Raw genomic sequence first — 24,117 nt, 5'->3', positions numbered from 1 at the left:
CGCTCAGGCCGCCCCTTCCAGCAAGGGCGCCAGCCAATCCTGCGGATTGTCGCCCAGATCGCTGCGCAAGGCGTCCAGCAGCCGCACATTGGCTTCCCGCCCCGACAGGATCGTCAGGATATCCTTCTGCCCAGAGAGATCGAGCCGCGCCACCACACTGTCGTTACCGTGCTTGATCAGGAAACAGCGCTGGCTGTCGGGCATGGCGCGGATCAGATCGAACTCGTGATGGGTCAGGCCAAAGCCGCCGATGTAGTCTTCGGCCCGCGCCTTGGGATTGACCATGAAGATCTGCGTCGCCGCCTGCTCGATGATCGCACTGGAGATGCGGCTTTCCAAGGCGTCCTGCGCGCTTTGCGTGGCAAAGCCGACGATGCCGTTGCGCTTACGGATGGTCTTTTCCCAATCCTTAATGCGGCGCACGAAGACTTCATCATCTAGCGCTTTCCAGCCCTCGTCGACCACGATAATTGCTGGCGATCCGTCGAGCCGCTCTTCCACGCGGTGGAAGAAGTAGAGCAAGGCCGGGGTGCGCAGCACCGGATCGTCGAGGATCGCGGTCATGTCGAAACCGACCGTTTCCGCAGCCAGGTCGGTGCGGTCCTCGGGATTGTCGAAGAGCCAGGCGCGCTCGCCATCGCCCCACCAAGGCCGCAGGCGGGACCACAGATCGCGAGCGTGCGGACGCGCATAGCCGCGGAACAGTTCAACGAGATATTGCAGCCGCCGAAATTCTGCCGGCTGGGCAAAGTTGGCGTCGATCGCCGCGCGCACCGCTTCGGCTTCCTCGGCATCGATCCCGCCGGCCAGCAGCGTGATCCATTCCGTCAGGAAAGCCCGGTTGACCGGCGTATCGGGCAATTGCAGCGGATTGAGCCCGGATGGCAACCCTGCGCGCAGTTGATCGTACTGCCCGCCTATGGCGCGGATGAACAGTTCCGCGCCGCGATCCTTGTCGAAGAAGATGATGCGCGGCGCAAACTTGCGCGCCTGGGCAAGCAGAAAATTGAGCACCACCGTCTTGCCCGAGCCGGAAGGCCCAATGATCGTGAAGTTGCCCAGGTCGTTCTGGTGGAAATTGAAGAAGTAGGGTCCGGCGGCCGTCGTCTCGAACAGCGTGACGGCATCGCCCCAGTGATTGCCCTTGGCCTGGCCGACGGGGAAATTGTGCAGGCTGGCAAGGCCCGCGTAGTTGCGCGCCGAAACCAAGGCGCGCCGGCCGATATAGCGGAAATTGCCGGGGAACTGTGCCCAGAACGTGGGCTCGAGCGCGATATCCTCGCGCACACCGACCATGCCGAGATCACCCAGCACCGCGAGCACTTCGGCCACCTGCTTGTCGAGTGTGGCCAGGTTCTCGGCATAGAGCACAATCGTCGCATGATGCTCGCCGAAGGTTGCCCGGCCGGCCGCGACCTCGTCCTTGGCCACGCGCAATTCCTCGCGCAAGCTGACCGCCTCATCCTCGGTCGAGCGCATGCGCCGCAGCGCCAGGTTCATTCGCCCGAGGGTTTCCTGCCGATCGACGAACGCGAAGGATTGGCTCACCGTCATGTCGAACGGCAGGCGATAGAGTTCGTCGAACATGCCGGGCATGCTTTGCCCGGGATAGTCCTTGATCGACACTACCGCGCCGAACAGTCGCGCCTGGTCTCCGGCCTGTCCCAGCTCGAATGCATCCTGGCCAAAGCTCACGCGCCGATAAGGCAAGTAATGGCCGATATCGCCTTGCGGCAGACCGACGGGCCGCAGATCGCTGTTGAAGAGACAGGAGAGGAATTCCAGTGGCTCAGAGCGGAACCCATCGGGCGTGTCATAGACCCGCAGCAATTTGGGGCTGTAGCTGGAAAGCGCCGCTATCAAGGCATCGCGCGCTGCATCGAGCTGGCGCACTTCGCCAGCGACCTGCGCACTTGCGCTGCCGGCCTGCGACCGCCGCCGCAACATCCCCCCCAAGCGCTCGAAAATACCAAGCCGCCCCCGAACCGGGCGCCGGACGATCGTCAAGAATAGCTCGTTGACGTAAAGTTCGCGGGTTTCGAGCAGATTGCTCCAGCGCGCATGGAGGTCCTGGGAAAACGCGTCGCCGAACTTTGCGTCCAGATCGGGCTGCACCTTGCGGCGAATGACGTGGTGATAGACGGCGAACCGCGACGACCCGATCGCGCGCAGCATAGCGTCGCGCATTTCGGCGCGATAGTTGATGTCCTCCGTATCGGCCGTCTCGAACAGCAAGCCGCCCAAGCGGATCGTCTGCATCAGCAGACCATCGCGCGTCTCGATCGTGACATCGTCGACATGCCGCCCATAGGGCAGATGCACGCCTGCCGAGGTCTCACGCGCGATGACTTTGGGGTCGGTCGTCAGGGTCGGTAGGAGTTGCATTGCCACAGCTTATGATTGCGCACCCGCGGACATCGGCTGACGCGCAGAATCCACAGGTCGAGGAAGCGCGGCTCATGCCGGCACAGCACCATGCCTGCCAGATGGACAGCCACACAAGCCAGCAATACCAGAACGGACCGAAAAATCAGGAAAAGCTCGGCACACAGGATGCCATTGATGACGAAGAAGCTGTAGGTCACGCCGGCAAACATCTGTGGACGCGTGAGCGCGACAAACACTGTGTCACGGCGAAGGTTGCCTGACACGGCGGATCAATATTGCCCTGCGGTTGCTGCCGCTCGGATGCCGCCGACAATGCTGGCGGCACCGAATAGAATGAAGCAGCCCAACACCACAACAGCGCCGTGACGCCAGTTGATGCGCCCGGTCAGCATGCCAAAGCCAACGCCCGCGATGGCAATCATCGCGACCACCGTGGCCACGGTGCCCATCAATGTACCTTGCAGCCAATTCACCGCCGATACTAGCACCCCGGAACCTTGTGGGTCGCTGGAAACAGCTGCGGACGCGTGTCCCGCAGACACCGCCGCTAATGCAGACAGCGAGCAACTTATGCGCCGAATGTAAAGATTCATTTCCGTTCTCATTTTCCCTATAATGGCACGAGTGACGCTACACCTTGTTGGATCAAAGCGATATCCAGTCCAGCGAGAAATTCTCCGCCATCTGCGGCGTTCATAGTGAGTAGCCCCTAGGTGTTTGGTCCCGGCATTTGATGGTGCATTATCCCTGCAAGAATGGAAGGATGCGCTATGGGACAGATTCTCCGTGGGAGCGCCCGCACGACAGAGGCGGTCCGTCGAGCGATACAACATAGTCAAGAGAGCCTGAGGACCTTGGCCAAGCGCTACGGCATCTGTGGACCGGCGTGCAAAAGGGCCCCCGTTAGCGGGGTGATCGGCGTCTAAAAGGGGGTCTGACTCACATTCCGTGCATTTCGGATCATGCGGGTGTGACCTGCCCCCCGCTGGTCCCGCGGTCATAACGAGAGTCCACCGGTTTGATATTCGTGCTGCGCCACCGGCACAAACGAGGCCTGCGGGAGGCCTTCGTTCGTCATATGGGGCATGAAGTTGTTGATGCGTCGCTGTTGAAATGAGCGCTCGACTGACCACAGTTCTCGCAGCGAGGAATTGTCCACGCCGCCTAATTTTGGGGCCTGCGGGCGCGCAGCCAAGCAATGACGATCATAAATCCCAATATCGGCGTGGTATAAAATGCCACTCTTTCTCCAATTATGTTAAATAACGACAAAACACAAACTACAAAAATAGCCGCCGCTATTAATCTGATTAAGTTATCAATAGTGAACATCGAATTTCTCACTCACAATATAAGAGTTCGTCTGCAACATCCGCAGCTATTTCCGCGGCCACTATTCTAGCGACGACACCCTTCGCCAACTGCTTTATTATGCCGCTGCCACCCACAAGCGCGGTATCCGCAGCGACCAGCCCGGTCAGTGCTTTTCTACGCTTGCTGGCCCCAGAGCAAAGCTCTTGGTAGGTAACCTTTTTACAAGTAAGACTTCCACCGATGATGCCACATGCCAGACTTGTCTTTGGCTCGGGTTTCTGATTTTGCGACACACCTTTCCCACCAAGCGGTGGAGGCGCGATAGGAGGCGAAGCTGTTGGCGGTGAGGCAGGAGGCGCCACGGGAGCCCCTCCCCCCCCACTAACTTCCTTTTTTGGCTTTAGCTTTTTTTTTCGAATGCCGGTAACGATGATTTCATCCTCTGCCATCCCACTAGAATCAGCTCTATTTATAGGATCTGCTCCTACGTAGTTATACCAATTGATACCGTCGTCATATCCAATGGGGTCGGTTTGCATAAAGCGTCCGAGACTGGGCGAGTACCAGCGGGCCTTGTAGTAAGCGAGCCCAACCTCAGGGAACCAAGCTTGGCCGGTATACTGGAAGCGGCCGATGTTGTTGGCACGCGGAATGCCGAACTCGTCATAGGCATTGGTGCCCAGGACGTTGCCCGAGCCATCGGTTACGGCAATGATCGAGCCGCGCTCGTCGGCCTGGAGAAAGCGCCGATCGGTCAGGCCCGAGCCTTCGTACCACACCACCGGCTCATCCGTGCCAGGGCCTGGCACATAGCGGCGCAGCGTCGCTCCTGAAGAACCCGATACTTCCGCCAGGATGGCGGTGCCATCGTAAACGAACCGGGTCGAAGCGGGAGCGTTATATTCGATCAGGCGCCCCGCACCGTCATAGCGCATCGTCGCGGAGGGACCGGAGATCATCTCGTTGAGCTTATCGTAGCCGTAGCTTGAGCTGCCCGAAGAGGTCAGGTTCCCACGACCATCGTAGCCGAACGCGACTCCACCTGCGGCGGTGTACTGGTTCAGACCATTGGTCGTATAGGCGCGACTGGTGTTCACCGCTCCGGTCCAAGCGTAGGCATCATTGCTGCGAACGAGGCTGGTAATTTGCGAAGCTGGGTTATAGCCGATCGCAGTCCCGGTCCCGCCCACAGCACCAATGAGATTATCGTAGGCCGTCCCGCCCAGGTCAAGCTTCAGGCCGGCAAGGCGGCTGACACTATCATAGGCATATGTCCGGGTCGTGCCATTGCCATAGGTGACGGAACTGCGGCGTCCCAATGTGTCGTAGCTATAGGACGCCAGGACGCCCACGCCCGAGGTGGCACCATTCTCACGGATCGCGGTGACATTGCCGGCGAGATCGTAGTCGTACGTGACATAGTTGGTATCGCTCCAGGTCAGGCGAGTCCGGTTGCCGGCAACGTCATTGAGATAGCTGACCGACCCGAATGGCTGCGTCTCGCTGCTCAGGCGGCCCAGGCCATCGTAAGTATAGGACAAATTGACCCCGTCGCCAGGACGCTGCACATTTGTCACCTGGCCCAGCAGATTGTAGCTGAAGTTTACTGCGTTTTCGCCGTTCGGCGTGCGCGAGGCCATGCGCCCGAGGTTGTCGTAGGTTAACGTGATTGTATTGCCGTCGCGCAAGCGACGCTGGGTCACGTTGGAATTGGCATCGTAGGTCAACTGCTCGTAGTCGGTCGTCGAGCTTGAGGCAGCGCCCTGCGTCGGAGAAGGGTAGCGCGTCTGCGACAGGCGATCGAAGCCATCGTAGACGTAGGTCGTCAGATTGTTCTGACCATCCTTCACCGACGCCAGCTTACCGTTAGCGGTATAAGCATTGGTCTGGGTAGTAGCCTGGGCCGTGGTGCCTACACCTTCTGTGACCGCCAAAACTCTGCCTATCGCATCCAAATCCTGCTTGGTCACCCGATCCGCCCCGCTAACTCCGGTCGTCTGGCTCGGCGCGCAACTCGATGCGGCAGAACCTGGGATGGCAGACAGATTCATGTATTGAATGGCACAGTACGGCCTGCCCAAGGTGTCATAGAGCTGATCGTTGACCGCATAGGTTGTGCCACCAGCAACAACAGTCGAACGCACCGGACGGTCGTAAGCGTCCAGAGTCACATCTGTATGATAACTTTCGCTGAAATTGCTCAAGTCGGTCGATTGGCTGGGCACCGTTCCGATTGCGGTCTGAACCAAAGTGCCATTGGCATTATACGTGTATTTCACCGCCACCGGCTGGCGCGTACCAGAGCCATCGGGATCAGGACCAATCACACCAGTCACACGTCGATCAGCATCGTAGAATGCATAGGAGATCTGACCTGCAAGCGGGCCTGTTGCCGAAATGAGGTTGCCGACGTTGTCATAGGCAAAGGTCGTGGTTGCGCTTATCGAGCCGTCCCCGGTCGCGACGGTTCGCGAGATCGGCAAAAGGTTGTTAGCCACACCAGCGGTTTGGGGCCCGTAGTTGATCGTCGTTCGAATCTCGTCTGCGCTATTGACGCACGCGGCGCTTCCAGAAAGCGAGAACGGCCCCACCCCCGCTGTCCCGGTCAAGGCTGCCCCGGCCTGCGTCCGGCATGACGAAATTGTCGTCAGCATGTAGACATTCAGTCCGGACGCCACAATCGAGCCAGAGCTATTTTTGAAATAGGCCTGCATCGCCGTATAACTATAGCGCGTCTGTGGACGCAGACCATTAGCCCGGCTTATTCATGAGCCCGCTGCACTGGGGCGTGCCGGGTTTGATGTGTCGGTGGCCGCGTGATCCGGGCGCGCGGTTTCGGCGGCGTTTTTCGCCGCAGCAAAACCGATGGCTTTTCGAGGTTGATGGGCGATGGCTCGGGCTTTGTGCGGCACAGCCGCGCTGGCTATGTCGGCGCTGGCCGGAGACTGGTGGCGATGGCTTTGAACACGCCGGCGTCGGGGCATGCTGACGCGAAGGCGACACGGATGCGCGAGGCGGTCTCGATGACGCGGGCGGCGACCTTGAGCAGCCGCAGGCGCAGCGTTGCGAACTCGGCAGTGGCCAGAGAGGTGGCCTTGGGGATGGCCTGCTGGACGCGCCACATCAGCCAGTAGGCGGCGGTATGCAGGATGAGGCGCATCTGGTTGGCATTGGCCGAGCGGCACGAGGTGCGATCGCTGGCCAACTGGGTCTTGTGGCGCTTGATCAGGTTTTCGGCTTGGCCGCGCGCGCAATAGAGCGTGTCGTAAATGTGCTCGGGCGAGCCTTCTGTCAGCGAGGTGACGACATAGCGGATGTCCATGCCCAGCGTGCTGGCCTCAATCCGGGCGACGACGCGGCGTTGGCTCTTCCAGCTTTTGGCGCCGTAGCGGGTCTCGACATAGTTGCGCAGGACCGGATGTTGGGCCTGGGCCCGCTTGACCGCGCAGGCATCGGCGACGGCAACGATGGCCGGATCGGCCCGCAGCGCGGCGTTGGTCGGCAAGCCGAACACGTAATCGACCCCGGCCGCCTCGCAGAACGCCATGATCTCGGGACGGGCGTAGTGCCCATCGCCGCGGATGGTGATGTGGGTATCGGGCCAGTGCTGGCGGATATGACGCACCAGGCGCCGGATGTGGCCGGCACCTTCGGCACCCGACGGCGTCTTGCCAGTGCGCAGCAGCATCGCCACCGGCCGCCCGCTCGCGGTATCGTACACATGGATCGGCAGGAAGCAGCGCTCACCGTGATGTCCGTTCCAGAACGAGAGCTGCTGATAGCCGTGCACGACATCACACGTGTCATCGATATCCAGCGTCACCGCCGCCGGTGGGGCCGGATAGCTGGCACAGTAAACGCCGATCATCGCGACCATCATCCGGGCCAGTTCACGCGTGGTCGGTGCATTCTCCCAGCGGCTCATCGTCGGTTGGCTGGCCAGCCCCGCGCCCGATCCCGGCAACTTGCCCAGCGCCAGGCGGAAGCCCGGATCGTCGCGCAGGGCATCGAGATCATCGGCGTCCTCATAGCCACACGTGATCGCGAACACACGGGCACGCAGAATGTCATCGAGGCGATGGATCACCCGCGTCGGGTCACGCGGATCGGCGATGCACGCAGCAAGCTGCCGGCAGATCCCCATCGCGCGCTCGGCCTGCGCCAGCAGCAGAACGCCGCCGTCAGAGGTCAGCCGGCCACCGTCGAACGCGGTTGTGACCTTCTTGCCGCCAACCGCTGGAAACGAAAATCCCGGTGCGCTATCATCGCTCCCGGCGGGTGTGGTCCGTGGCATAAATTGCCTCGCTGAAGGACTGGTCTAGACACCCATTTTCCTACTGCAAAGCAATCGCTTACGCCACTCCCGCCAACCCTCTCACCCGCCGCGGTGAATAAGACAGGTTAGCATCAGCCGGCCCCGTAACCGAGGTCAAAAATCCTGTGGAACTATCATAGGTATAATCAGTTTCGTTACCCTTGGCATCCTTCGTCCAGCTTGGTTTGTCGCACAGCACCCCTGAAGAACAGCTCGACAGATATCCAGATGATTGCACGACGTCCGACAGACCCGATGCCACCTTTGCAACACTGCGCTGCTCGGTCACATTCCCGTTGGCGTCATAAGAATATTTCGTATACCCCGACGTTGGCGAACCAGATGTGATCACGCCTTCGGGAGGAACAACATAAGCCAACAACCCGGAAGAATTGTATTGGTAGGTGTTTTTCTGATTTAGTGCATTCTGGAATGTCTGCAATGCGCCCGACGGAATGTCGGCCGTAGCTGTATATTGCGTTGACCCAGATGCAGATCGCACGCTTGAAAGTGTCGATCCACTAGCGGAAAAAGCGTACGTATAGTTTACGCCATTTTTTGAAAGGCCAGCAACTTTACCGCTAGCATCATAAGACAATGCAGCGGTGTTTGTCGCGTTAGAGCCAATTTGTATAGACGCAATTTTCTGACCAGATGCGTCGCTCTTGATCGTTTCGACACGCCCTGCCGGGGTAGTCAAAATCTCGGTATAGACCCCAGATGACTGAGTGACATTATAACTAGCGTAAGGCCAGTTTTGCGTAAAAGCAACACAAGATCCACCGGATGAGCATGAATCAATTGTATTATTTACGCCATAAACCGAAGATATGGAAGACCATGATATTTGGCTAGCTGCAGACGTCGATAAGGTATTGGTCGCATATCCAAATTTTAAAGAATATCCCGTAGACTTTGCGACAAGAGCCAATCTAATAAAGTTAAAGCTATTCGTCACAGTCCCAGACGCAGACCTGACTGACTGCGTCGTGTAATAGAGTGTTTCCGTCGTACCGTCAGCGCGAGTGACCTTAGCGCAATATGCAACATAAGGCCCTACCGGATCATAAAGATTGCGCTGCACTACACTCGTTGTCGGCGGGATCGGGATATCAGCTCCAGTAAAAGCTTGAGTAAAATTGTAGATATCGCCATTATCATCGATATAAACAAGTGCAGCTGTAAAAACCCCACCGCCACCGTCAGCATTTACGTATTTACCTGTTGAACTATTATATGAAAAATTTATAGTTCTACTGCCGATAATTACCTGGACGTTCCCGCCAAGTGTGCCGGTGACAGCGATTGTATAGTTATGAATCCAATATCGATTTCCAGTAATAGTCCTTACATGCTCAAGGCCATTTTGGGAACCGCCGATAGACAGGATTTTCTCCGAAATTACCGGCAAGCCACTTGAGTAGCTTATACTGTTATCATCTGAGTCTAGATTTTTTGGCAAGCCAACAGCAACTTGTGCAAGTGCAGATGGCACGTAGAAGCCTATTGCCGTCGTTATCAGAAGCGTTTTACGAACTGCCTTGACCGCAGATCTACTTTTTCCCGAAAAATTGCGCACGTTTACCAAATTATTCATACCACATCACCCTCATAAATTTACTAATGGCTTCATACTTATGCAAATAAGCCATTAGCTACCGGTAGTGGTGACGTTTACGCGGTTGTCGGCCTTGTCAGGATTGTAAGATGTATTGAGGCCGTTATTGACTGAGCCAGCGTGGGTAACTTGGACCAACCGGCCGAGAGCATCATACGTGTAGGCGACGGTCTCCGTGGCATGCGCCGGTTTGGCCACAACCAATGCAAAAGCTGCAGCATGCAAAAACGACTTCATCGCCCCACCCCTCCCATTCATCGGAAATGTTTCCAGATCATTTCCGCAGGTTTCCATTCTTTGACCCGCGAGTCAATCTTGCACATGCAAAAATATCCCGAGATCAGCACGTTAGCCCGGCTTATTCATGAGCCCGCTGCACTGGGGCGTGCCGGGTTTGATGTGTCGGTGGCCGCGTGATCCGGGCGCGCGGTTTCGGCGGCGTTTTTCGCCGCAGCAAAACCGATGGCTTTTCGAGGTTGATGGGCGATGGCTCGGGCTTTGTGCGGCACAGCCGCGCTGGCTATGTCGGCGCTGGCCGGAGACTGGTGGCGATGGCTTTGAACACGCCGGCGTCGGGGCATGCTGACGCGAAGGCGACACGGATGCGCGAGGCGGTCTCGATGACGCGGGCGGCGACCTTGAGCAGCCGCAGGCGCAGCGTTGCGAACTCGGCAGTGGCCAGAGAGGTGGCCTTGGGGATGGCCTGCTGGACGCGCCACATCAGCCAGTAGGCGGCGGTATGCAGGATGAGGCGCATCTGGTTGGCATTGGCCGAGCGGCACGAGGTGCGATCGCTGGCCAACTGGGTCTTGTGGCGCTTGATCAGGTTTTCGGCTTGGCCGCGCGCGCAATAGAGCGTGTCGTAAATGTGCTCGGGCGAGCCTTCTGTCAGCGAGGTGACGACATAGCGGATGTCCATGCCCAGCGTGCTGGCCTCAATCCGGGCGACGACGCGGCGTTGGCTCTTCCAGCTTTTGGCGCCGTAGCGGGTCTCGACATAGTTGCGCAGGACCGGATGTTGGGCCTGGGCCCGCTTGACCGCGCAGGCATCGGCGACGGCAACGATGGCCGGATCGGCCCGCAGCGCGGCGTTGGTCGGCAAGCCGAACACGTAATCGACCCCGGCCGCCTCGCAGAACGCCATGATCTCGGGACGGGCGTAGTGCCCATCGCCGCGGATGGTGATGTGGGTATCGGGCCAGTGCTGGCGGATATGACGCACCAGGCGCCGGATGTGGCCGGCACCTTCGGCACCCGACGGCGTCTTGCCAGTGCGCAGCAGCATCGCCACCGGCCGCCCGCTCGCGGTATCGTACACATGGATCGGCAGGAAGCAGCGCTCACCGTGATGTCCGTTCCAGAACGAGAGCTGCTGATAGCCGTGCACGACATCACACGTGTCATCGATATCCAGCGTCACCGCCGCCGGTGGGGCCGGATAGCTGGCACAGTAAACGCCGATCATCGCGACCATCATCCGGGCCAGTTCACGCGTGGTCGGTGCATTCTCCCAGCGGCTCATCGTCGGTTGGCTGGCCAGCCCCGCGCCCGATCCCGGCAACTTGCCCAGCGCCAGGCGGAAGCCCGGATCGTCGCGCAGGGCATCGAGATCATCGGCGTCCTCATAGCCACACGTGATCGCGAACACACGGGCACGCAGAATGTCATCGAGGCGATGGATCACCCGCGTCGGGTCACGCGGATCGGCGATGCACGCAGCAAGCTGCCGGCAGATCCCCATCGCGCGCTCGGCCTGCGCCAGCAGCAGAACGCCGCCGTCAGAGGTCAGCCGGCCACCGTCGAACGCGGTTGTGACCTTCTTGCCGCCAACCGCTGGAAACGAAAATCCCGGTGCGCTATCATCGCTCCCGGCGGGTGTGGTCCGTGGCATAAATTGCCTCGCTGAAGGACTGGTCTAGACACCCATTTTCCTACTGCAAAGCAATCGCTTACGCCACTCCCGCCAACCCTCTCACCCGCCGCGGTGAATAAGACAGGTTAGAAGTGCTCACGCGGTGCATGAAAAAATCGGCGGACCCAGACCGAACTGCGGAAGGTTCGATGGAGTGAAGCTCTGAACTGATGCGGTAGATGCCCCATTTGCCCGGCATCGTATGTATGCCGACCGCGCCGAGCTGGAGCGCGAAGGAGGAGGAAATGTTAGACGCATACATGTTGTCGATCGACCTGGCGAAGCAGAGCGTTCAGGTCTGCGCGACGGATCGCGCAGGGTCGGTTCTATACAATCGCACGATGTCGCGAGCGAAGCTGGAGCGGCTACTGGCCGAGCAATATCCATGCATCGCTACTGTGGGGGCCTGCGCGCGACTAGCCACTTCTGGGGGCGGTCTGCCCAAGCGCTCGGGCATGAGGTCCGTTTGATCCCACCGATCTACGTCAAGCCGTTCGTCAAACGGCAAAGGAACGACGCTGCCGACGCCGCCACCATCGCCAAGCGGCGCTCCGGCCGAATGTGCGCTATGTCGCCGTGAAGAGTGCCGAACATCAGGCCCGCGCTGTCGCCTACCTCACACATCAATGCTTCGTCGGTCAGCGCACCCAGGCGATCAACGCGTTGCGCGGGCATCTTGCTGAGTTCAGCCTGATCTTTACGCAGGGCGTGCCTCACCTGAAGGACATTCGCCACGCCATCGAAGGCGAAACGGCCGATCTGCCCGAAAGCGTTCGCGAGGTCACGCGCCTCTATCTCGAGCACATCAAGACCTTGTCCGCCAGAATCGACGATCTGTCGCTCAGACTACGGGCAGGCGATAAAGGTCAACGTCGAGATGCGCCGTCTTTGTACGGTTCCTGGCGTCGGTCGTGTGACGTCCGGAGCAATCATGGCCTTCACGCCAGATCTTCGCACCTTCGCTAGCGGGCGCAACTTTGCCGCCTGGCTCGGTCTCGAGCCCCGGCAACGCTCGACGGGTGGCAAGGCGAAGCTGGGTAGCGTGAGTAAAATGGGCCAGAGCGACATCCGAAAGCTTCTGGTTGTCGGTGCTATGAGCAGGATCCGATGGATCGTTCGCAAAGGCGTGATGCCAGATAACTGGCTTGGCAAGTTGATGGCCCGAAAGCCCCGGATGGTGGTTGCCGTGGCTTTGGTCAACAAGATGGCCCGCATCATCTGGGCTATGCTGCCGCTTGGCGTAAACGACTGCCGCCACCTGGCGGCAATGCGGTGAGCGCTCGGGGCGTTGGCCCCGGCAAGGAGATCGACTAGGGTTGAAACCCAATCAGGCCATTGAAAATTATGCGATAGGCTGATTCAAAGGGCTTCCATGAAGGATGGAGGCCCTTTTGATGTCGCGCTCGTTGTTCTGGTTGTCGGATGATGCTTGGCTGGCGATCGAGCCGCACTTGCCAAAGAACCAGGCTGGAGCGCGGCGCGTCGATGATCGGCAGCTATGACTCGGTGGTGGCGTTCGGGCAGAGCCGCGCGCTCGTGGTCTGGCAGCGGATCGTCTTGCCAAACGGCAGTTCGATCCGGATCAACAACGTGCCGGCTACCGATCCCTCGGGCTATGCGGGCCTCTCGGATAAAATAGATTTTCACACCTGGTCGCTGCTCAAGGGCGTGGCGGCATCGACCCTGCTCGGCGTGGGTGCGAACCTGACATTCACCGGCGAAAGCGATCTCGTCCAGGCGATCCGGGAACCAACCCAACAGAACGTGTCTCGCGCGGGCGACCAGCTCACGTCCCGCAATCTGCAGATCCAGCCCACGATCACGATACGCCCAGGAGCCCCCATCCGGCTTGTCGTGCATCGCGATCTGATCCTGGCACCCTGGAAGCCATAGGAGGCCATCGATGCCCGAACTCAAGCTGGCCCGCATCCCCGATCGTACACCGGTGAAACTGACCATCATGGTCATGCCCGACCTGCATCTTGCCCTGACTGATTATGCCCGGATCTACGCCGACACCTATGGCCGCGAGGAGCCTGTCGCTGAACTGATCCCGGCCATTCTATCCGCCTTTCTGGACAGCGATCGCGGCTTCCTCCGTGCCCGAGAAGCGCTTGGTCGCGAGAAGTCAAAATGACGCGGCCGGCGAAGGAACGCGACCGCTCCAAGCGGATCGACGAGGTCAAGTGCCACGCAGCGTCGAATGGGCGGCCCTAGCTTGTCGCCTTCGCGTCGATCACTAATGGCTAAACTACCTCTTTGATGCCGGCATATCGCTGCCTGAAGGGCCGCCATTTTCAGTTGCTATATAACCCAGATAGCTCGTCAGGCCAGCTTTGCAGCGCGGGCCAAGCGACGAAGGTGCTGCGCGCTTGGCTTGGGACTGCGACGCTGAGTTGCACGATCCACAGCGACCAGTCCGAACTGTGCCCGATAGCCAAAGGCCCACTCATAGTTGTCGAGCAGGGACCAATGGATATAACCGGTGACGGTGACGCCGTCGCGCACGGCAGCGCGCAGCCCCGCAAGGCTTTCGTCGATGAAGCGAATGCGCAGGGCATCGTCTGCCGTGCCGATCCCATGCTCGCTGACCAGCACGGGAACCCTTGCGACAGAGGCCGCGTAGCGCACCACGTTGCCGAGCGACGCGGGGTGAACTTCCTGATGCAACTGGGTGAACACGGAGCCGGGCGGCGGCGGAACCACGCCTTGCGGCCCAACCAGCTGTCGCGTGTAATTCTGCACGCCAAGGTAATCGTCGTCACGCGCAAGTGCTAGCCAGGCACCATAGCGCGCATCGCGCATGGCCGCGGCGTGCCCTTCACTACCCCGCGCATCCTGAAGATCGTCCATAGCCAGGGTGATCCCCACCGGAAGCCCTGGCCGGGTACGACGCACCGCTTCGCGCGCCGCCACGTGCGCCTCTCGCACGATGGGCTTGGATGCCGCCACATCATCAAGAAGGAACGTGCCGAATCGCTCGGCGCCCACGGCGCGTGCCGCAGCATGCTGCACTCGCCTTGCGCCTTCGGGCGTCACATAATCCACGAACGACATGTTGGCCTCGTTGATGGTGGATAAGCAATCGATGAGGTCACCACAATGTTCGGCCACCCGCGCGGCGTAGCGGGCGAACAGCGGCACGATCGCCGGGTTTGAAAAGCCGCCCTGACGCGCGACCCATAGCGGCGCGGTAAAGTGGAACAATGTCACCACGGTGCGCAGGCCGGCGGCCCGGCAGACCTGCAACACTCGGCGGTAATGGTCCAACTCGGCGCGCGAGAACGCACCCTCTCGGGGTTCGACCCGTGCCCATTCGATCGAAAAGCGATAGGTATCGAGCCCCAGCCCCGCAACGAGCGCAATATCAGCAGCATAGCTATGATAGTGGTCGCAGGCATCGCCCGACTGGTTGGCAAAGCCGGCTTCGGCAAGCCCTTCCACCAGCCACAGGTCGCTGTTCACGTTGTTGCCCTCCACCTGGAAAGCCGAGGTGCCCGCACCCAACATGAAGCCGGACCGAGCGGCCGCTGCTCCGGCTGCCGCGGCCGGCGCCAGCAGGGGCAGGCTCGCCGCCGTGGCCGTCGCGGCTAGCGCCTGACGCCGGGTCAAGTCCATCAGAACATATACCCCAGCTGCAAACCGATGGTGCGGAACGAGTTCAACCCAAAGCGCTGCTGGACCGTGGCGATACCGGCGTTGCCATCGGCGGATTCGAGGCCGAGTGCCACCGGCACGCGCTGGTCGGTGCAGTTCTTGCAGAACACCGAAGCGCGCCAATTGTCCCCGCGCACGCCCACGCTGCCGCCCAGGATATCGGCCTCGCCATAAGTCGTGCCGCTGTAAGGCTGGATCGTGTAGTTCATCGAAGCGCGGTGGTAATAGTTGGCCGACACGACAGGACGCAGCGCGCCGCTGGTCTGGAACTCGTAGGAGACGTCGAGCGTCCCGGTGAACGCGGGCGCCAGCGGGGTCTTGCGTCCCGCCGCGTTGTAGGTCGTGCAGCCTTGCCCCGGATAACACTGCGCCCCCGCAAAATCGCCAAAGTGCGAATCCAACAGCGTCGCGTTGGCGTTGATCGCCAGGCCCGGCACGGGACGCGCGGTAAGGGTCATTTCGATTCCCCTGGTCTTCACCGTCGCCGCGTTCTGGGTGACGAACGAGGACGTGGTGAGGTCGAACGACTGCACCTGGTAATTGTCGAAAATGGAACGGAACGCCGAGAGGTTGACCGTCAACTTGCGGCCCAGCCAGCTGGTCTTGATCCCCGCTTCCAGGTTCTGATTGGTTTCCGGCTTGATCGCCAAGGGCGCAATGACACTGGCTTCGGTGTTGTTGAAGCCGGGGCCCTTGTAGCCACGGCCATATGTGACATAGGCCATCGCATCGCGCCCGAACGTGTATTGCGCGCCCAGCTTGTAGCTGAAATTGGTGTTGGTGGTCCGCTCACTGCGGCCCGGCTGCACCGATCCGAACGCGACGAAATAGGCGCCCTCGTTCTGGACAAGGTCGATCTTGACGATATCGCGTGTCACGCGCCCGCCGCCGATCAGTTGCAGGTGGTCCGTCACTTTGTAGGTCAGCTGACCGAACGCGGCGAGGCTGTCGTTGGTCTGCAACACACGGTGATCGGTGCCGAGGAAATAGTCGTTGCTGCCCGGACAGGCCGGCACCGCTGTCGCTCCCACGCAGAACGGGAACTGCGGCAGCAGAAACGCGGGAAAATAGTTGTTACCAGCTATCTGCGAGGCTTCGCGCAGTCGCGAATGGAACGCATAGAGACCCGCCTGCCCGCTCAGCCGGCGATCGCTTGGCAAGGCCAGGCGCAGTTCGTTGCTGACCTGGTCGAAACGGCTGACGTTGGCATTGATGTCGGCGCCGTTGAGCACCGTGCCGTCGGTGTCGAGCTGCTGGTTGCGGTTGAAGCTCTTCCACGCGGCGATGTCGCTGATTTCAAGGCCATTGTCCAAGACATAGCTCGCCTTGGCTTGCACGTCGCGGCGATCGAGGTCACGGTAATAGCCGCCGTTGCCCGCGACGGTGATATTGTCCGGCCCTGCGGTGATTCCGCTGGCGGTCAGCGCGGCGGCGTTGACGCTGCCGCTGCCCAATTCGCGATAGGCGATGTCGAACATCCCCAGTACACCACGGTCCTGGCCGATCTCTCCGATTGCCAGCAGACTGAAGGCGTCGTCAGGCTTGTACAGCAGGCTGGCCCGCACGCCAAACCGCCGCAGGTCCAGTTCGCTGCGCGCGCCGGCATCGACAGGACCAGTGAACGCCGTGATCGGACGCTGGTATTCGTTGAAGCCGGCCACGCGCAGCGCGACACTTGATCCCAGCGGCAGGTTTACCGCACCGCGCGCCACCACGCCGTTGGACCGGCTGGCCGCGGTCGGCCGCGTATCGAGCTCAAGGTCGAACTGCCCCGAGGTCTTGCCCAGTTCCGGACGCGCGCTGCTGACGTTGACGAGCCCAGCAGAAGCGTTGCGGCCAAACAGCAGACCTTGTGGCCCGTTGAGCACTTCGACCTGCGAAAGATCGTAGAAGCTGTAAACCAGGCCGGGGTTGGCCAGGTTCACTTCGTCCTGGGCGAAAGCGACGCTCGATTCGATCGAGTTCGAAAAGGCCGACGTACCAACGCCGCGTACCGAGAAATTGTTGTCCGCGCCGGCTTGAAGGCTTGGGGCGGCGAGAGTCATCTGCGAAAGATCGTTGAGCCCGCGCGCCTTGAGCGCATCGGATGAAACAGCGGTGACGCTGACCGGCACGGTCTGCAGACGTTCAGGCCGGCGCTGCGCTGTCACGATGATTTCGCCAACGGCAAGGGCTGCCTGGTCGTCGCCGCCAGCTTTGGCATGGGCAATTTCGGCAACAGGCATGGCGAGCGCGATCGATAGCAGGCCAGCACCGGCCAGCTTCGTCCACTTGGACATCAGGATCCTCCCTTCAGGACAGTTTTGTTGAACAGCTGGCTAGTCGTCAATTTACGTTCAGTCAAGAACGCATGTTAGTTACAGCTTGATCGTACGCAGTGTCCTGTGCTTTTCCTGCATCACACAGGATGGATCCATGACAGAGCAGACGCGCAGGCGCCGCAGCCAGGAAGAACGAACAGCAGAAACCCGCGAGGCGCTGATCGACGCAGCCATCGCCGTAATTCACCAAGCCGGCTATCCGGCTGCCAGTACGGCGTTGATCGCAGCGCAAGCAGGCGTGAGCCGGGGTGCCATATTGCACCAGTTCGGCACACGGGCGATGCTGATGGCCGAAGTGGTTGCCGAAGTCTATCGACGCGAAGCAATCATCTATGAGGAACTGGTTGCGCAGGGATTGACCGGCCAAAAGGTGCAGGACTGGCCTGCGATCCTGCTCGACGTACTGGACCGACCGGCTGGCGTTGCCGTGCTGGAAATCCTTCAGGCCAGTCGCAGCGATCCAGAACTTGCCGAGCTGGTACGCAACCGGCAGGCTGACGTGGAAGACGCCGCACTTGCAACGGTGCAAATGGGCCTTGGCGGAGGTCGAGAAACGGCCCTAGCTGTTATGCGGCTGATGGTCTGGTCGGTGCGTGGCCTGTCGATCGCGAACCTGGTGATGCCCACCGGCATCGACACCCGCACGCCGGTGGCATTGCTAAGCAGCCTGTTGTCCTTTGCAGCGCCTAGCGGCCGCATTGATGAACTCGAACCTTTGCTGGCAAGGTTCGCTCAGTCCCTTGAACAGCAAACCTCGTAGTAACCTCGCGGGTGCATATCAATGCTATGCCTTGCAGCCGCGATCACCACGCCGTGGTCCAGCGCACCAATCGCGGGCCAGGCCAATCGGTTCAATACCATAAGGAATCAGGTGGACAGGTCCAGCTTGCTCGGTCGGTGAAGAACCATGAGCACCGGCTCCGCGGCGTCCGCGCGCAGACGTTTGGGGGGGCGTGTTGCGCGACAAGCGCGCACGCCGCTTGATCTCGTGAACAGTTATGTCTTGCTGAAAATGCCGGCGGTGGATCACACTCGGCAGGTGCATGTCGATCACTCCGGTGCCTACCGACTGTCAGCCGGAGGTGTCCATTTCCAGGCGCTGGCAAGCCCGGCGGATCGACACGCCCAAGTCACTGCGAAACCCGTTTGCCAGCTCGCGCTTGCGAGCATGCCTCACAGTTTTCGGCGGATGACGTCCTGCAATATCTCCTTGTCGAGCGAGAGAACCGCCACAAGCTTGCGCAGCTTGGAATCCTCGTCCTCTACCTGCTTCAGCAGCCGCATGTCTGGCGGCAGCATGCCGTCGCACTTCTTCTTCCAGTTGAAGTAGATCGCCTGGCTGACCCTGCCTTGCGGCAGATGTCCGCAAAGAGAACACCGTCCGCTCCCACCTGCCAGCCAGCGTGAATACGGCGAAAAACGCTAACTCCAGGCGATCCAGTTTTCCGGGGTCAGATCAGCGCGCAGCATGACCACCGAGCGCAACACCGGTTCGGTCAAGACCGCATTGATCAACGCAGGAATCGAACAGGCCGTGCCAACGCCGATAGCCGCGCGCGAGGCTCTCGATCGCTTCCACGGGATGATGCGCTCGAAAGACAAGGCGCGGCTCGATCCGTGGATCGTCATATACAAAGTTGCTGCCTTTGCCGCCGGCGTTCAGGCAGACAAGGACGCCGTCGCCACCGCAATCTCGACGCCGTGGTCCAGCGGACAAGTGAGGGCAAGGTCAACCGCCTGAAAGCCATCAAGCGACAGATGTACGGCTGCGCCAAGATCGACCTACTCTATACCAAAGTTATGGCGCCAGTATGATCTGAATTGCACGGAATTTGAGTCAGACCCAATTTTGCACGCCGCTCCACAAGCGGATCAAGGTCAAGGTGGCCCATACCAAGCGTTCGCACAGCCGCACTGTCATGATGCGGGCTCACCCGCTGCAGTCGCAGGAAACGAAGTTCAGCGCAGCTAGATGCTGTTCGTTGCCTTGGCGCAGGCATTCCGGGTGCCGGGCGGCGTGCCACAGTGCGGAGTTTTTGATAGTATGAAGACAACGGACGACAAAATCAGCCACCAAGGCGCACACGGGCACGCACTGGCGGTTCAACGGGACGGAACATGCGGCGCGACGATTGCCCCCTGCCCCGTTCACGCCGCAACGACGGGTGCCCGAGCGCTCAGAATTTTCCACAGAGCATGCATAAATGCGTAAATGTCGACGTCGACAATTAGCTGTTGACGACGTCGACATGAGCAGCCTACACAATCATCTCATCGGAAGAAGCCGGAGAGGACGGATGACAGCAACAGCATCGCGCATGGAAGATGCCGGCGTGGGTCGAAACTGACTGCACGTCTCGCCTGCGGCCGCACCACCCGCAGTGCCCGGACCATTCCCGCAACGCCCGTCCCAGGCTGCGGGTTGGCCGCACCCGCTGCCCTCATTCCGCTCCGGCAACGAGTTATCGCCCATGCCCACACCAAGAAATCTCGCCGCGATCGAAGCGGGTGGAACCAAGTTCGTCTGTGCGTTGAGCACGCCCGAGGGTGACGTGCTGGCACAGGCCGCCTTCCCCACCCGCACACCGGCTGAAACCTTTGCCGACCTTGCGGACTTCTTCCGGGCCGCGCAGGCACGCCACGGCGATGCAGTCCGCACGGGCCTGGCCGCATTCGGCCCGATCGACCTCGATCCCGCATCCCCATCGTTCGGATGCCTGGTCACCACGCCCAAGGCTGGCTGGTCGGGAACGAATATCGTGCGCGCCGTGGCCAGTGCCGTCGGCGCCCCGGTGGTTGCCGAAACCGACGTGAATGCCGCGGCACTTGGCGAAGGATTGCAAGGCCAGGCCACCGGTCTTGCCAATTTTGCGTATGTCACCATCGGCACCGGGATTGGGGTTGGCGTCGTGCTGGACGGCCAATTGCGCCAGACATTCCCTCACCCGGAAATCGGACATCTCCAGGTCTCGCGCGCACCGGGCGATGGCTTTGCCGGCACCTGCCCGTTCCACGGCGATTGCCTTGAGGGCCTGGCTTCCGGGCCGGCCATGAAGGCACGCTGGGGTCGCGCGGCACAGGAACTGGCGCCCGATCATCCGGGTTGGGACATGGCCGCACACTATATCGCGGCACTATGTGTGAACCTGGCCTATACCTTGCGGCTCGATCGCATCGTGCTGGGCGGCGGGGTCATGTCGCCGCCGTTCCTGGTCGATCGCGTGCGCGCCGGCTTTGCCCGGTTGATGGCCGGCTATGCCCTGGGCCCACGCGCAGTGGCGACGGAGACATTCATCATGCCGACGGCCCTGCTCGAAACGTCGCCAGCGCTGATCGGCGCGATGGCGATGGCCCGGCGCGCGGCCGGGGACGCCTGACATGCGCCGCATACTGCGCCTGTGCATCGGCACCCTGCTTGCCACCACCGCGTCCTGCACGGACAAGCCCGGTGCAGGCGGGCGCGTGCACCATGTCTGGCAGCACCAGACCGGGCCGGAGGAAGCCGCCGCCAACCAGCAGATGATCGCCCGCTTCGCCGCCGGCCGGAACAACTTTGCCGTCGACGCGCAGACCATTCCGCAAGGGTCCTATCCGCAATCGATCATGGCCGCCGCCATGGCCGGCCGCCTGCCCTGCGTGCTGACGGTCGACAGCCCGATGGTTCCCGCGTTCGTCTGGGCAGGGCACATCCGCCCGCTCGACACGCTGATCGACCGCCAGGCGTTTGCCGCCATCGCGCCACCCGCGCTTGGCCAGTACCAGGGCCATATCTATGCGGTCGGCCAGTTCGACGCGACGCTGGCGATCTTCACCCGGCGATCGACGCTGGCGCAGATCCACGCCCGCATCCCCACGCTGGCACAGCCGTGGACGCGCGCGGAATTCGACGACGTGCTGCGCAAGCTCAAGGCCACGGGACGCTGGCAGGTGCCGCTGGACCTGGGCACCCGCGAACCCAACCCGAACTGGTGGACTTATGCCTACAGCCCGATGCTGCAGAGCTTTGGCGGTGACCTGATCGACCGCAAGACCAATCGCACGGCAGACGGCGTGCTCAACGGCGCGCCGGCCCGGGCCTGGGCGGCCTGGTTCCACGCGCTGTTCGCCAACGAATGGGCGCGGCGCCTGGAGCCCGACGACCAGAGCCTGATGCGGGGCCGCGTTGCCCTTGCCTATACCGGAAACTGGCGAGCCCCCGATCTTGAAAAGGCCTTCGGCAACGACCTGCTGATCCTGCCGCCGCCAGACTTCGGCCATGGCGTGGCAATCGGCGGCGGCAGTTGGCAGTGGGCGGTCAGTTCTACCTGCACGCAGCCGGCGCAAGCCGCGGCGTTCATCCGCCATCTCATCAGCACGCCGGAGATCGCCGCCATGGCCACAGCGGCGGGCATGATCCCGGCAACCGAAGCCGCGGCGCAGCGCACCCAGCGCTTCCGCAAGGGGGGAGACTGGCGCGTGTTCTACGACATGTCGCGCGCCTTTGCCCGGCCCCGCCCCGCCACGCCGGCATTCACCGCGATTTCCAACGCCTGGTACCACGCCGCGCGCGACATCATGGACGGCACGGACCCGCGCGACGCCCTGGACGACGCCGCCGACGCCATCGACCAGTCGATTGCCGACAACAATGGCTATGCGCCTGCTGCGGAGAAGACGAAATGACCCCGCGATGGGCACGCAAGGGGCGCCTCGCGTTCCTGTTCGGCACGCCGGCCATGCTGGGCCTGATCACGTTCCTGGTGATCCCCTTCGCGATGGCGATCGCCCTTACGCTCACCAACCAGAAGCTGCTGTCGCCCCAGCATGTGCAGGCTGTCGGCCTGGCCAACTATGAACGGCTGCTCGGCCTGAAAGTGATGCGCCAGGATGGCATCGCCAGCAGTGATGGCCATGTGACGTTCCCGCGCATTCGTGACGTAACGCGGTCCAGCCCCACCCTGCGGCCCTACCGCCCGCTTGGCGCGGTGACCTGGGAAAGCACGCGCTTCGTGCTGCTGGCGCGCGATCCGGTGTTCATGCGTTCGCTGCTTAACACGGCGCTGTTCGCGGTCATGGTGGTGCCGCTGCAATGCGGCCTGGCGCTGGGGCTGGCCCTGCTGGTCAATGCCGGATTGTGCGGCCAGCGCGCCTTCCGCACGATCTATTTTTCGCCGGTCGTCATGTCGATGGTGGTCGTCGCGGTCATCTGGGCGTTCCTGTTCAACCGCGATCTGGGGCTTGTCAATCAGGCGCTTGGCTGGCTTTCGGGCGGCCAGGGCACGCGGATCGACTGGCTCGGCAATCCGGCCACGGCCATGCCCGCCATCGTCATCATGTCGGCCTGGCAGGGCGCCGGGCTGCAGATGCTGATTTTCCTGGCGGGTCTCCAGGCCATCCCCACCGAGCTTTACGATGCCGCGCGGATCGACGGCGCCACGCCGCTGCAACGCTTTGTCCACGTCACCCTGCCCGGCCTGTCCAACACGATCGCTTTCGTCGTGGTGATCACCACGATCGCCGCCTTCGGCCTTTTCACCCAGGTCGACGTGATGACGCAGGGCGGGCCGGCCAATGCCACGAGCACTGTCATGTTCTATGCGATCGAACGCGGCGTCCGCGATCAGGATATCGCCTATGGCTCTACCGTAACCGTTGTCTATTTCGTCCTGATCGCCACGCTGGCCATTCTCCAGCAGCGCTTCTTTGCGCGGCGCGCGGGTGCGCGATGAGGCGGCCGATCAACAGCCGCACGGCCGCCGTGCGCGTGGGCCTCTATGCCATCGCCCTGCTTTTCGTGATCGTGTTCGTCTCGCCGTTCGTGTTCATGGTGATGGCCTCGTTCAAGCCCAACCAGCAGATCTTCGGCGATCTTGGCTCCTTTCGCGCCTTCCTGCCGGTGGGGGCGGTATCGTTGCAGAACTATCGCGACGTGATCGCCACGTCGGGCATAGGCTCCTACGCGCTCAATTCCGCGTTCATCACCGTGTCCACGGTCGGCGCCGGGCTGTTCGTCAACAGCCTTGCCGCCTTTGCGCTCGCCCGGCTGGAATGGCGCGGCAAGGGCCTGGTGCTGGGCCTGATCGTGATCATGCTGATCATCCCGCTCGAAGCCATCGCCGTGCCGATGATGTTGCTGGTTGCCTCACTGCCCACGCTGGGTTTCGATGGTGGCCTGACCATCCAGTGGTCGTGGCTGGATACCCGGCTGGTGCAAATCGTGCCGTTCGTGGCCAATGCCTTCTCGATCTTCTTCTTCTACCAGGCGTTCAACGACATTCCGCGCGATTTCGACGAAGCCGCCTATGTCGATGGCGCCACCCCCTACCAGGTCTTCCGCCATGTGATCGTGCCGCTTTCGGGCACCACGTTCGCGACGGTGGCGATCATCCAGGGCCTTGCCGCGTGGAATCAATACTTGTGGCCGGTCATCGTGGTGCCGAGCGCCGAGGCGAGGCCGCTGATGGTCGGGCTGCAACAGTTCTTCCGTTTTCAAACCGAATGGGGCGAGGTCATGGCCTATGCCACGCTGGCAACATTGCCGGTGTTCCTGGCCTTCGTCTTCTTCCAGCGCTGGTTCGTGCAAAGCGTGATGGGCAGCGGAGTCAAAGGATAA

At 61.2% G+C, this 24,117-nt stretch carries 19 protein-coding genes and 2 pseudogenes; 10 read left to right on the top strand and 11 right to left on the bottom strand.

What is annotated here, in order from left to right:
• Positions 1-3 precede the first annotated feature (3 nt).
• Genes R9J51_RS06830 through R9J51_RS06820 form a run of 3 tightly spaced genes read right to left on the bottom strand, consistent with a single transcriptional unit; the run spans position 4 to position 2,981 of the window.
• A complete protein-coding gene (locus tag R9J51_RS06830; RefSeq protein WP_179506211.1) occupies positions 4-2,385 on the bottom strand; it encodes a VirB4 family type IV secretion/conjugal transfer ATPase in 2,382 nt (793 codons plus the stop codon).
• Positions 2,364-2,597, bottom strand: coding sequence for a type IV secretion system protein VirB3 (locus R9J51_RS06825; protein ID WP_432787985.1), 234 nt, complete (start codon positions 2,595-2,597; stop codon positions 2,364-2,366). Before R9J51_RS06825 ends, R9J51_RS06830 begins: the two co-directional genes overlap by 22 nt.
• A gap of 60 nt (positions 2,598-2,657) precedes the next feature.
• The gene (locus R9J51_RS06820) at positions 2,658-2,981 is read right to left on the bottom strand and encodes a TrbC/VirB2 family protein (RefSeq protein WP_179506209.1); all 324 of its coding nucleotides are present in this window, start codon (positions 2,979-2,981) and stop codon (positions 2,658-2,660) included.
• Positions 2,982-3,158: 177 nt separating this feature from the next.
• Here R9J51_RS06820 and R9J51_RS06815 point away from each other — a divergent pair.
• A pseudogene (locus R9J51_RS06815) lies at positions 3,159-3,263 on the top strand (IS481 family transposase); the annotation flags it as partial.
• Positions 3,264-3,728: 465 nt separating this feature from the next.
• Here the strand turns inward: R9J51_RS06815 and R9J51_RS06810 are convergent.
• The 5 genes from R9J51_RS06810 to R9J51_RS06790 all read right to left on the bottom strand — a co-directional run bounded on the left by R9J51_RS06810 (position 3,729) and on the right by R9J51_RS06790 (position 12,351).
• Entirely contained in the window at positions 3,729-6,416 is a 2,688-nt protein-coding gene (locus R9J51_RS06810) for an RHS repeat-associated core domain-containing protein (RefSeq protein WP_179506208.1), read from the bottom strand.
• A 209-nt stretch (positions 6,417-6,625) separates the two neighbouring features.
• Positions 6,626-7,996 carry an IS1380 family transposase gene (locus R9J51_RS06805; RefSeq protein WP_066763960.1) on the bottom strand — a complete coding sequence of 457 codons (1,371 nt, stop codon included), beginning with the start codon at positions 7,994-7,996 and terminating at the stop codon, positions 6,626-6,628.
• Between the two features lie 58 nt (positions 7,997-8,054).
• Positions 8,055-9,614, bottom strand: a complete 1,560-nt coding sequence (locus R9J51_RS06800) for a hypothetical protein (RefSeq protein WP_179506207.1) — start codon at positions 9,612-9,614, stop codon at positions 8,055-8,057.
• A gap of 541 nt (positions 9,615-10,155) precedes the next feature.
• On the bottom strand, positions 10,156-11,526 hold the full coding sequence (locus R9J51_RS06795) for an IS1380 family transposase (protein WP_066763960.1): 1,371 nt from the start codon (positions 11,524-11,526) through the stop codon (positions 10,156-10,158).
• Positions 11,527-12,027: 501 nt separating this feature from the next.
• The gene (locus R9J51_RS06790) at positions 12,028-12,351 is read right to left on the bottom strand and encodes a hypothetical protein (RefSeq protein ID WP_218843552.1); all 324 of its coding nucleotides are present in this window, start codon (positions 12,349-12,351) and stop codon (positions 12,028-12,030) included.
• Positions 12,352-12,424: 73 nt separating this feature from the next.
• On the opposite strand from R9J51_RS06790, the gene R9J51_RS06785 reads away from it, so the two are divergent.
• The 3 genes from R9J51_RS06785 (at position 12,425) to R9J51_RS06775 (ending at position 13,684) form a co-directional block, all read left to right on the top strand.
• Entirely contained in the window at positions 12,425-12,823 is a 399-nt protein-coding gene (locus R9J51_RS06785) for a transposase (protein ID WP_218843551.1), read from the top strand.
• A 191-nt stretch (positions 12,824-13,014) separates the two neighbouring features.
• Complete coding sequence (locus R9J51_RS06780) at positions 13,015-13,440, top strand: TrbI/VirB10 family protein (RefSeq protein WP_432787984.1); 426 nt, start codon at positions 13,015-13,017, stop codon at positions 13,438-13,440.
• Positions 13,441-13,450: 10 nt separating this feature from the next.
• Positions 13,451-13,684 (top strand): DUF2274 domain-containing protein, encoded by a 234-nt coding sequence (locus tag R9J51_RS06775; RefSeq protein WP_179506205.1) that lies wholly within the window; start codon positions 13,451-13,453, stop codon positions 13,682-13,684.
• Positions 13,685-13,872: 188 nt separating this feature from the next.
• Here R9J51_RS06775 and R9J51_RS06770 read toward each other — a convergent pair whose 3' ends face one another.
• Entirely contained in the window at positions 13,873-15,165 is a 1,293-nt protein-coding gene (locus tag R9J51_RS06770) for a glycoside hydrolase family 1 protein (RefSeq protein WP_169475159.1), read from the bottom strand.
• Positions 15,165-17,483 (bottom strand): TonB-dependent receptor, encoded by a 2,319-nt coding sequence (locus R9J51_RS06765; RefSeq protein WP_179506204.1) that lies wholly within the window; start codon positions 17,481-17,483, stop codon positions 15,165-15,167. The genes R9J51_RS06770 and R9J51_RS06765 overlap by 1 nt, the downstream gene beginning before the upstream one ends.
• A 136-nt stretch (positions 17,484-17,619) precedes the next feature.
• On the opposite strand from R9J51_RS06765, the gene R9J51_RS06760 reads away from it, so the two are divergent.
• Positions 17,620-18,285, top strand: coding sequence for a TetR/AcrR family transcriptional regulator (locus R9J51_RS06760; protein WP_168553871.1), 666 nt, complete (start codon positions 17,620-17,622; stop codon positions 18,283-18,285).
• 318 nt (positions 18,286-18,603) lie between these two features.
• Here R9J51_RS06760 and R9J51_RS06755 read toward each other — a convergent pair.
• Positions 18,604-18,934, bottom strand: a pseudogene (locus R9J51_RS06755) (transposase); the annotation flags it as partial.
• Positions 18,935-18,993: 59 nt separating this feature from the next.
• Here R9J51_RS06755 and R9J51_RS06750 point away from each other — a divergent pair.
• From R9J51_RS06750 to R9J51_RS06730, 5 genes are all read left to right on the top strand, one after another.
• On the top strand, positions 18,994-19,266 hold the full coding sequence (locus tag R9J51_RS06750; RefSeq protein ID WP_179506203.1) for a hypothetical protein: 273 nt from the start codon (positions 18,994-18,996) through the stop codon (positions 19,264-19,266).
• A gap of 730 nt (positions 19,267-19,996) precedes the next feature.
• Positions 19,997-20,902, top strand: a complete 906-nt coding sequence (locus R9J51_RS06745; protein ID WP_179506202.1) for an ROK family protein — start codon at positions 19,997-19,999, stop codon at positions 20,900-20,902.
• Position 20,903: 1 nt separating this feature from the next.
• Positions 20,904-22,187: an extracellular solute-binding protein gene (locus R9J51_RS06740; protein ID WP_179506201.1), complete on the top strand. Its 1,284-nt coding sequence runs from the start codon at positions 20,904-20,906 to the stop codon at positions 22,185-22,187.
• Complete coding sequence (locus R9J51_RS06735) at positions 22,184-23,233, top strand: carbohydrate ABC transporter permease (RefSeq protein WP_179506200.1); 1,050 nt, start codon at positions 22,184-22,186, stop codon at positions 23,231-23,233. Before R9J51_RS06740 ends, R9J51_RS06735 begins: the two co-directional genes overlap by 4 nt.
• Complete coding sequence (locus R9J51_RS06730) at positions 23,230-24,117, top strand: carbohydrate ABC transporter permease (protein WP_168553867.1); 888 nt, start codon at positions 23,230-23,232, stop codon at positions 24,115-24,117. The genes R9J51_RS06735 and R9J51_RS06730 overlap by 4 nt, the downstream gene beginning before the upstream one ends.

Origin of the sequence: Novosphingobium rhizosphaerae (assembly GCF_050920675.1) — a bacterium.
Classification (GTDB): domain Bacteria; phylum Pseudomonadota; class Alphaproteobacteria; order Sphingomonadales; family Sphingomonadaceae; genus Novosphingobium; species Novosphingobium rhizosphaerae.
The sequence above is the reverse complement of the archived record's forward strand: the minus strand, read 5'-3'. Positions and strand labels throughout refer to the sequence as shown.

What these genes read in the sequence shown, in the direction of transcription:
- R9J51_RS06830 (WP_179506211.1), bottom strand. Translation starts at nt 2,385, where the DNA reads ATGCAACTCCTACCGACCCTGACGACCGACCCCAAAGTCATCGCGCGT.
- R9J51_RS06825 (WP_432787985.1), bottom strand. Translation starts at nt 2,597, where the DNA reads ATGTTTGCCGGCGTGACCTACAGCTTCTTCGTCATCAATGGCATCCTG.
- R9J51_RS06820 (WP_179506209.1), bottom strand. Translation starts at nt 2,981, where the DNA reads ATGAATCTTTACATTCGGCGCATAAGTTGCTCGCTGTCTGCATTAGCG.
- R9J51_RS06810 (WP_179506208.1), bottom strand. Translation starts at nt 6,416, where the DNA reads ATGCAGGCCTATTTCAAAAATAGCTCTGGCTCGATTGTGGCGTCCGGA.
- R9J51_RS06805 (WP_066763960.1), bottom strand. Translation starts at nt 7,996, where the DNA reads ATGCCACGGACCACACCCGCCGGGAGCGATGATAGCGCACCGGGATTT.
- R9J51_RS06800 (WP_179506207.1), bottom strand. Translation starts at nt 9,614, where the DNA reads ATGAATAATTTGGTAAACGTGCGCAATTTTTCGGGAAAAAGTAGATCT.
- R9J51_RS06795 (WP_066763960.1), bottom strand. Translation starts at nt 11,526, where the DNA reads ATGCCACGGACCACACCCGCCGGGAGCGATGATAGCGCACCGGGATTT.
- R9J51_RS06785 (WP_218843551.1), top strand. Translation starts at nt 12,425, where the DNA reads ATGCGCCGTCTTTGTACGGTTCCTGGCGTCGGTCGTGTGACGTCCGGA.
- R9J51_RS06775 (WP_179506205.1), top strand. Translation starts at nt 13,451, where the DNA reads ATGCCCGAACTCAAGCTGGCCCGCATCCCCGATCGTACACCGGTGAAA.
- R9J51_RS06770 (WP_169475159.1), bottom strand. Translation starts at nt 15,165, where the DNA reads ATGGACTTGACCCGGCGTCAGGCGCTAGCCGCGACGGCCACGGCGGCG.
- R9J51_RS06765 (WP_179506204.1), bottom strand. Translation starts at nt 17,483, where the DNA reads ATGTCCAAGTGGACGAAGCTGGCCGGTGCTGGCCTGCTATCGATCGCG.
- R9J51_RS06760 (WP_168553871.1), top strand. Translation starts at nt 17,620, where the DNA reads ATGACAGAGCAGACGCGCAGGCGCCGCAGCCAGGAAGAACGAACAGCA.
- R9J51_RS06750 (WP_179506203.1), top strand. Translation starts at nt 18,994, where the DNA reads ATGACCACCGAGCGCAACACCGGTTCGGTCAAGACCGCATTGATCAAC.
- R9J51_RS06745 (WP_179506202.1), top strand. Translation starts at nt 19,997, where the DNA reads ATGCCCACACCAAGAAATCTCGCCGCGATCGAAGCGGGTGGAACCAAG.
- R9J51_RS06740 (WP_179506201.1), top strand. Translation starts at nt 20,904, where the DNA reads ATGCGCCGCATACTGCGCCTGTGCATCGGCACCCTGCTTGCCACCACC.
- R9J51_RS06735 (WP_179506200.1), top strand. Translation starts at nt 22,184, where the DNA reads ATGACCCCGCGATGGGCACGCAAGGGGCGCCTCGCGTTCCTGTTCGGC.
- R9J51_RS06730 (WP_168553867.1), top strand. Translation starts at nt 23,230, where the DNA reads ATGAGGCGGCCGATCAACAGCCGCACGGCCGCCGTGCGCGTGGGCCTC.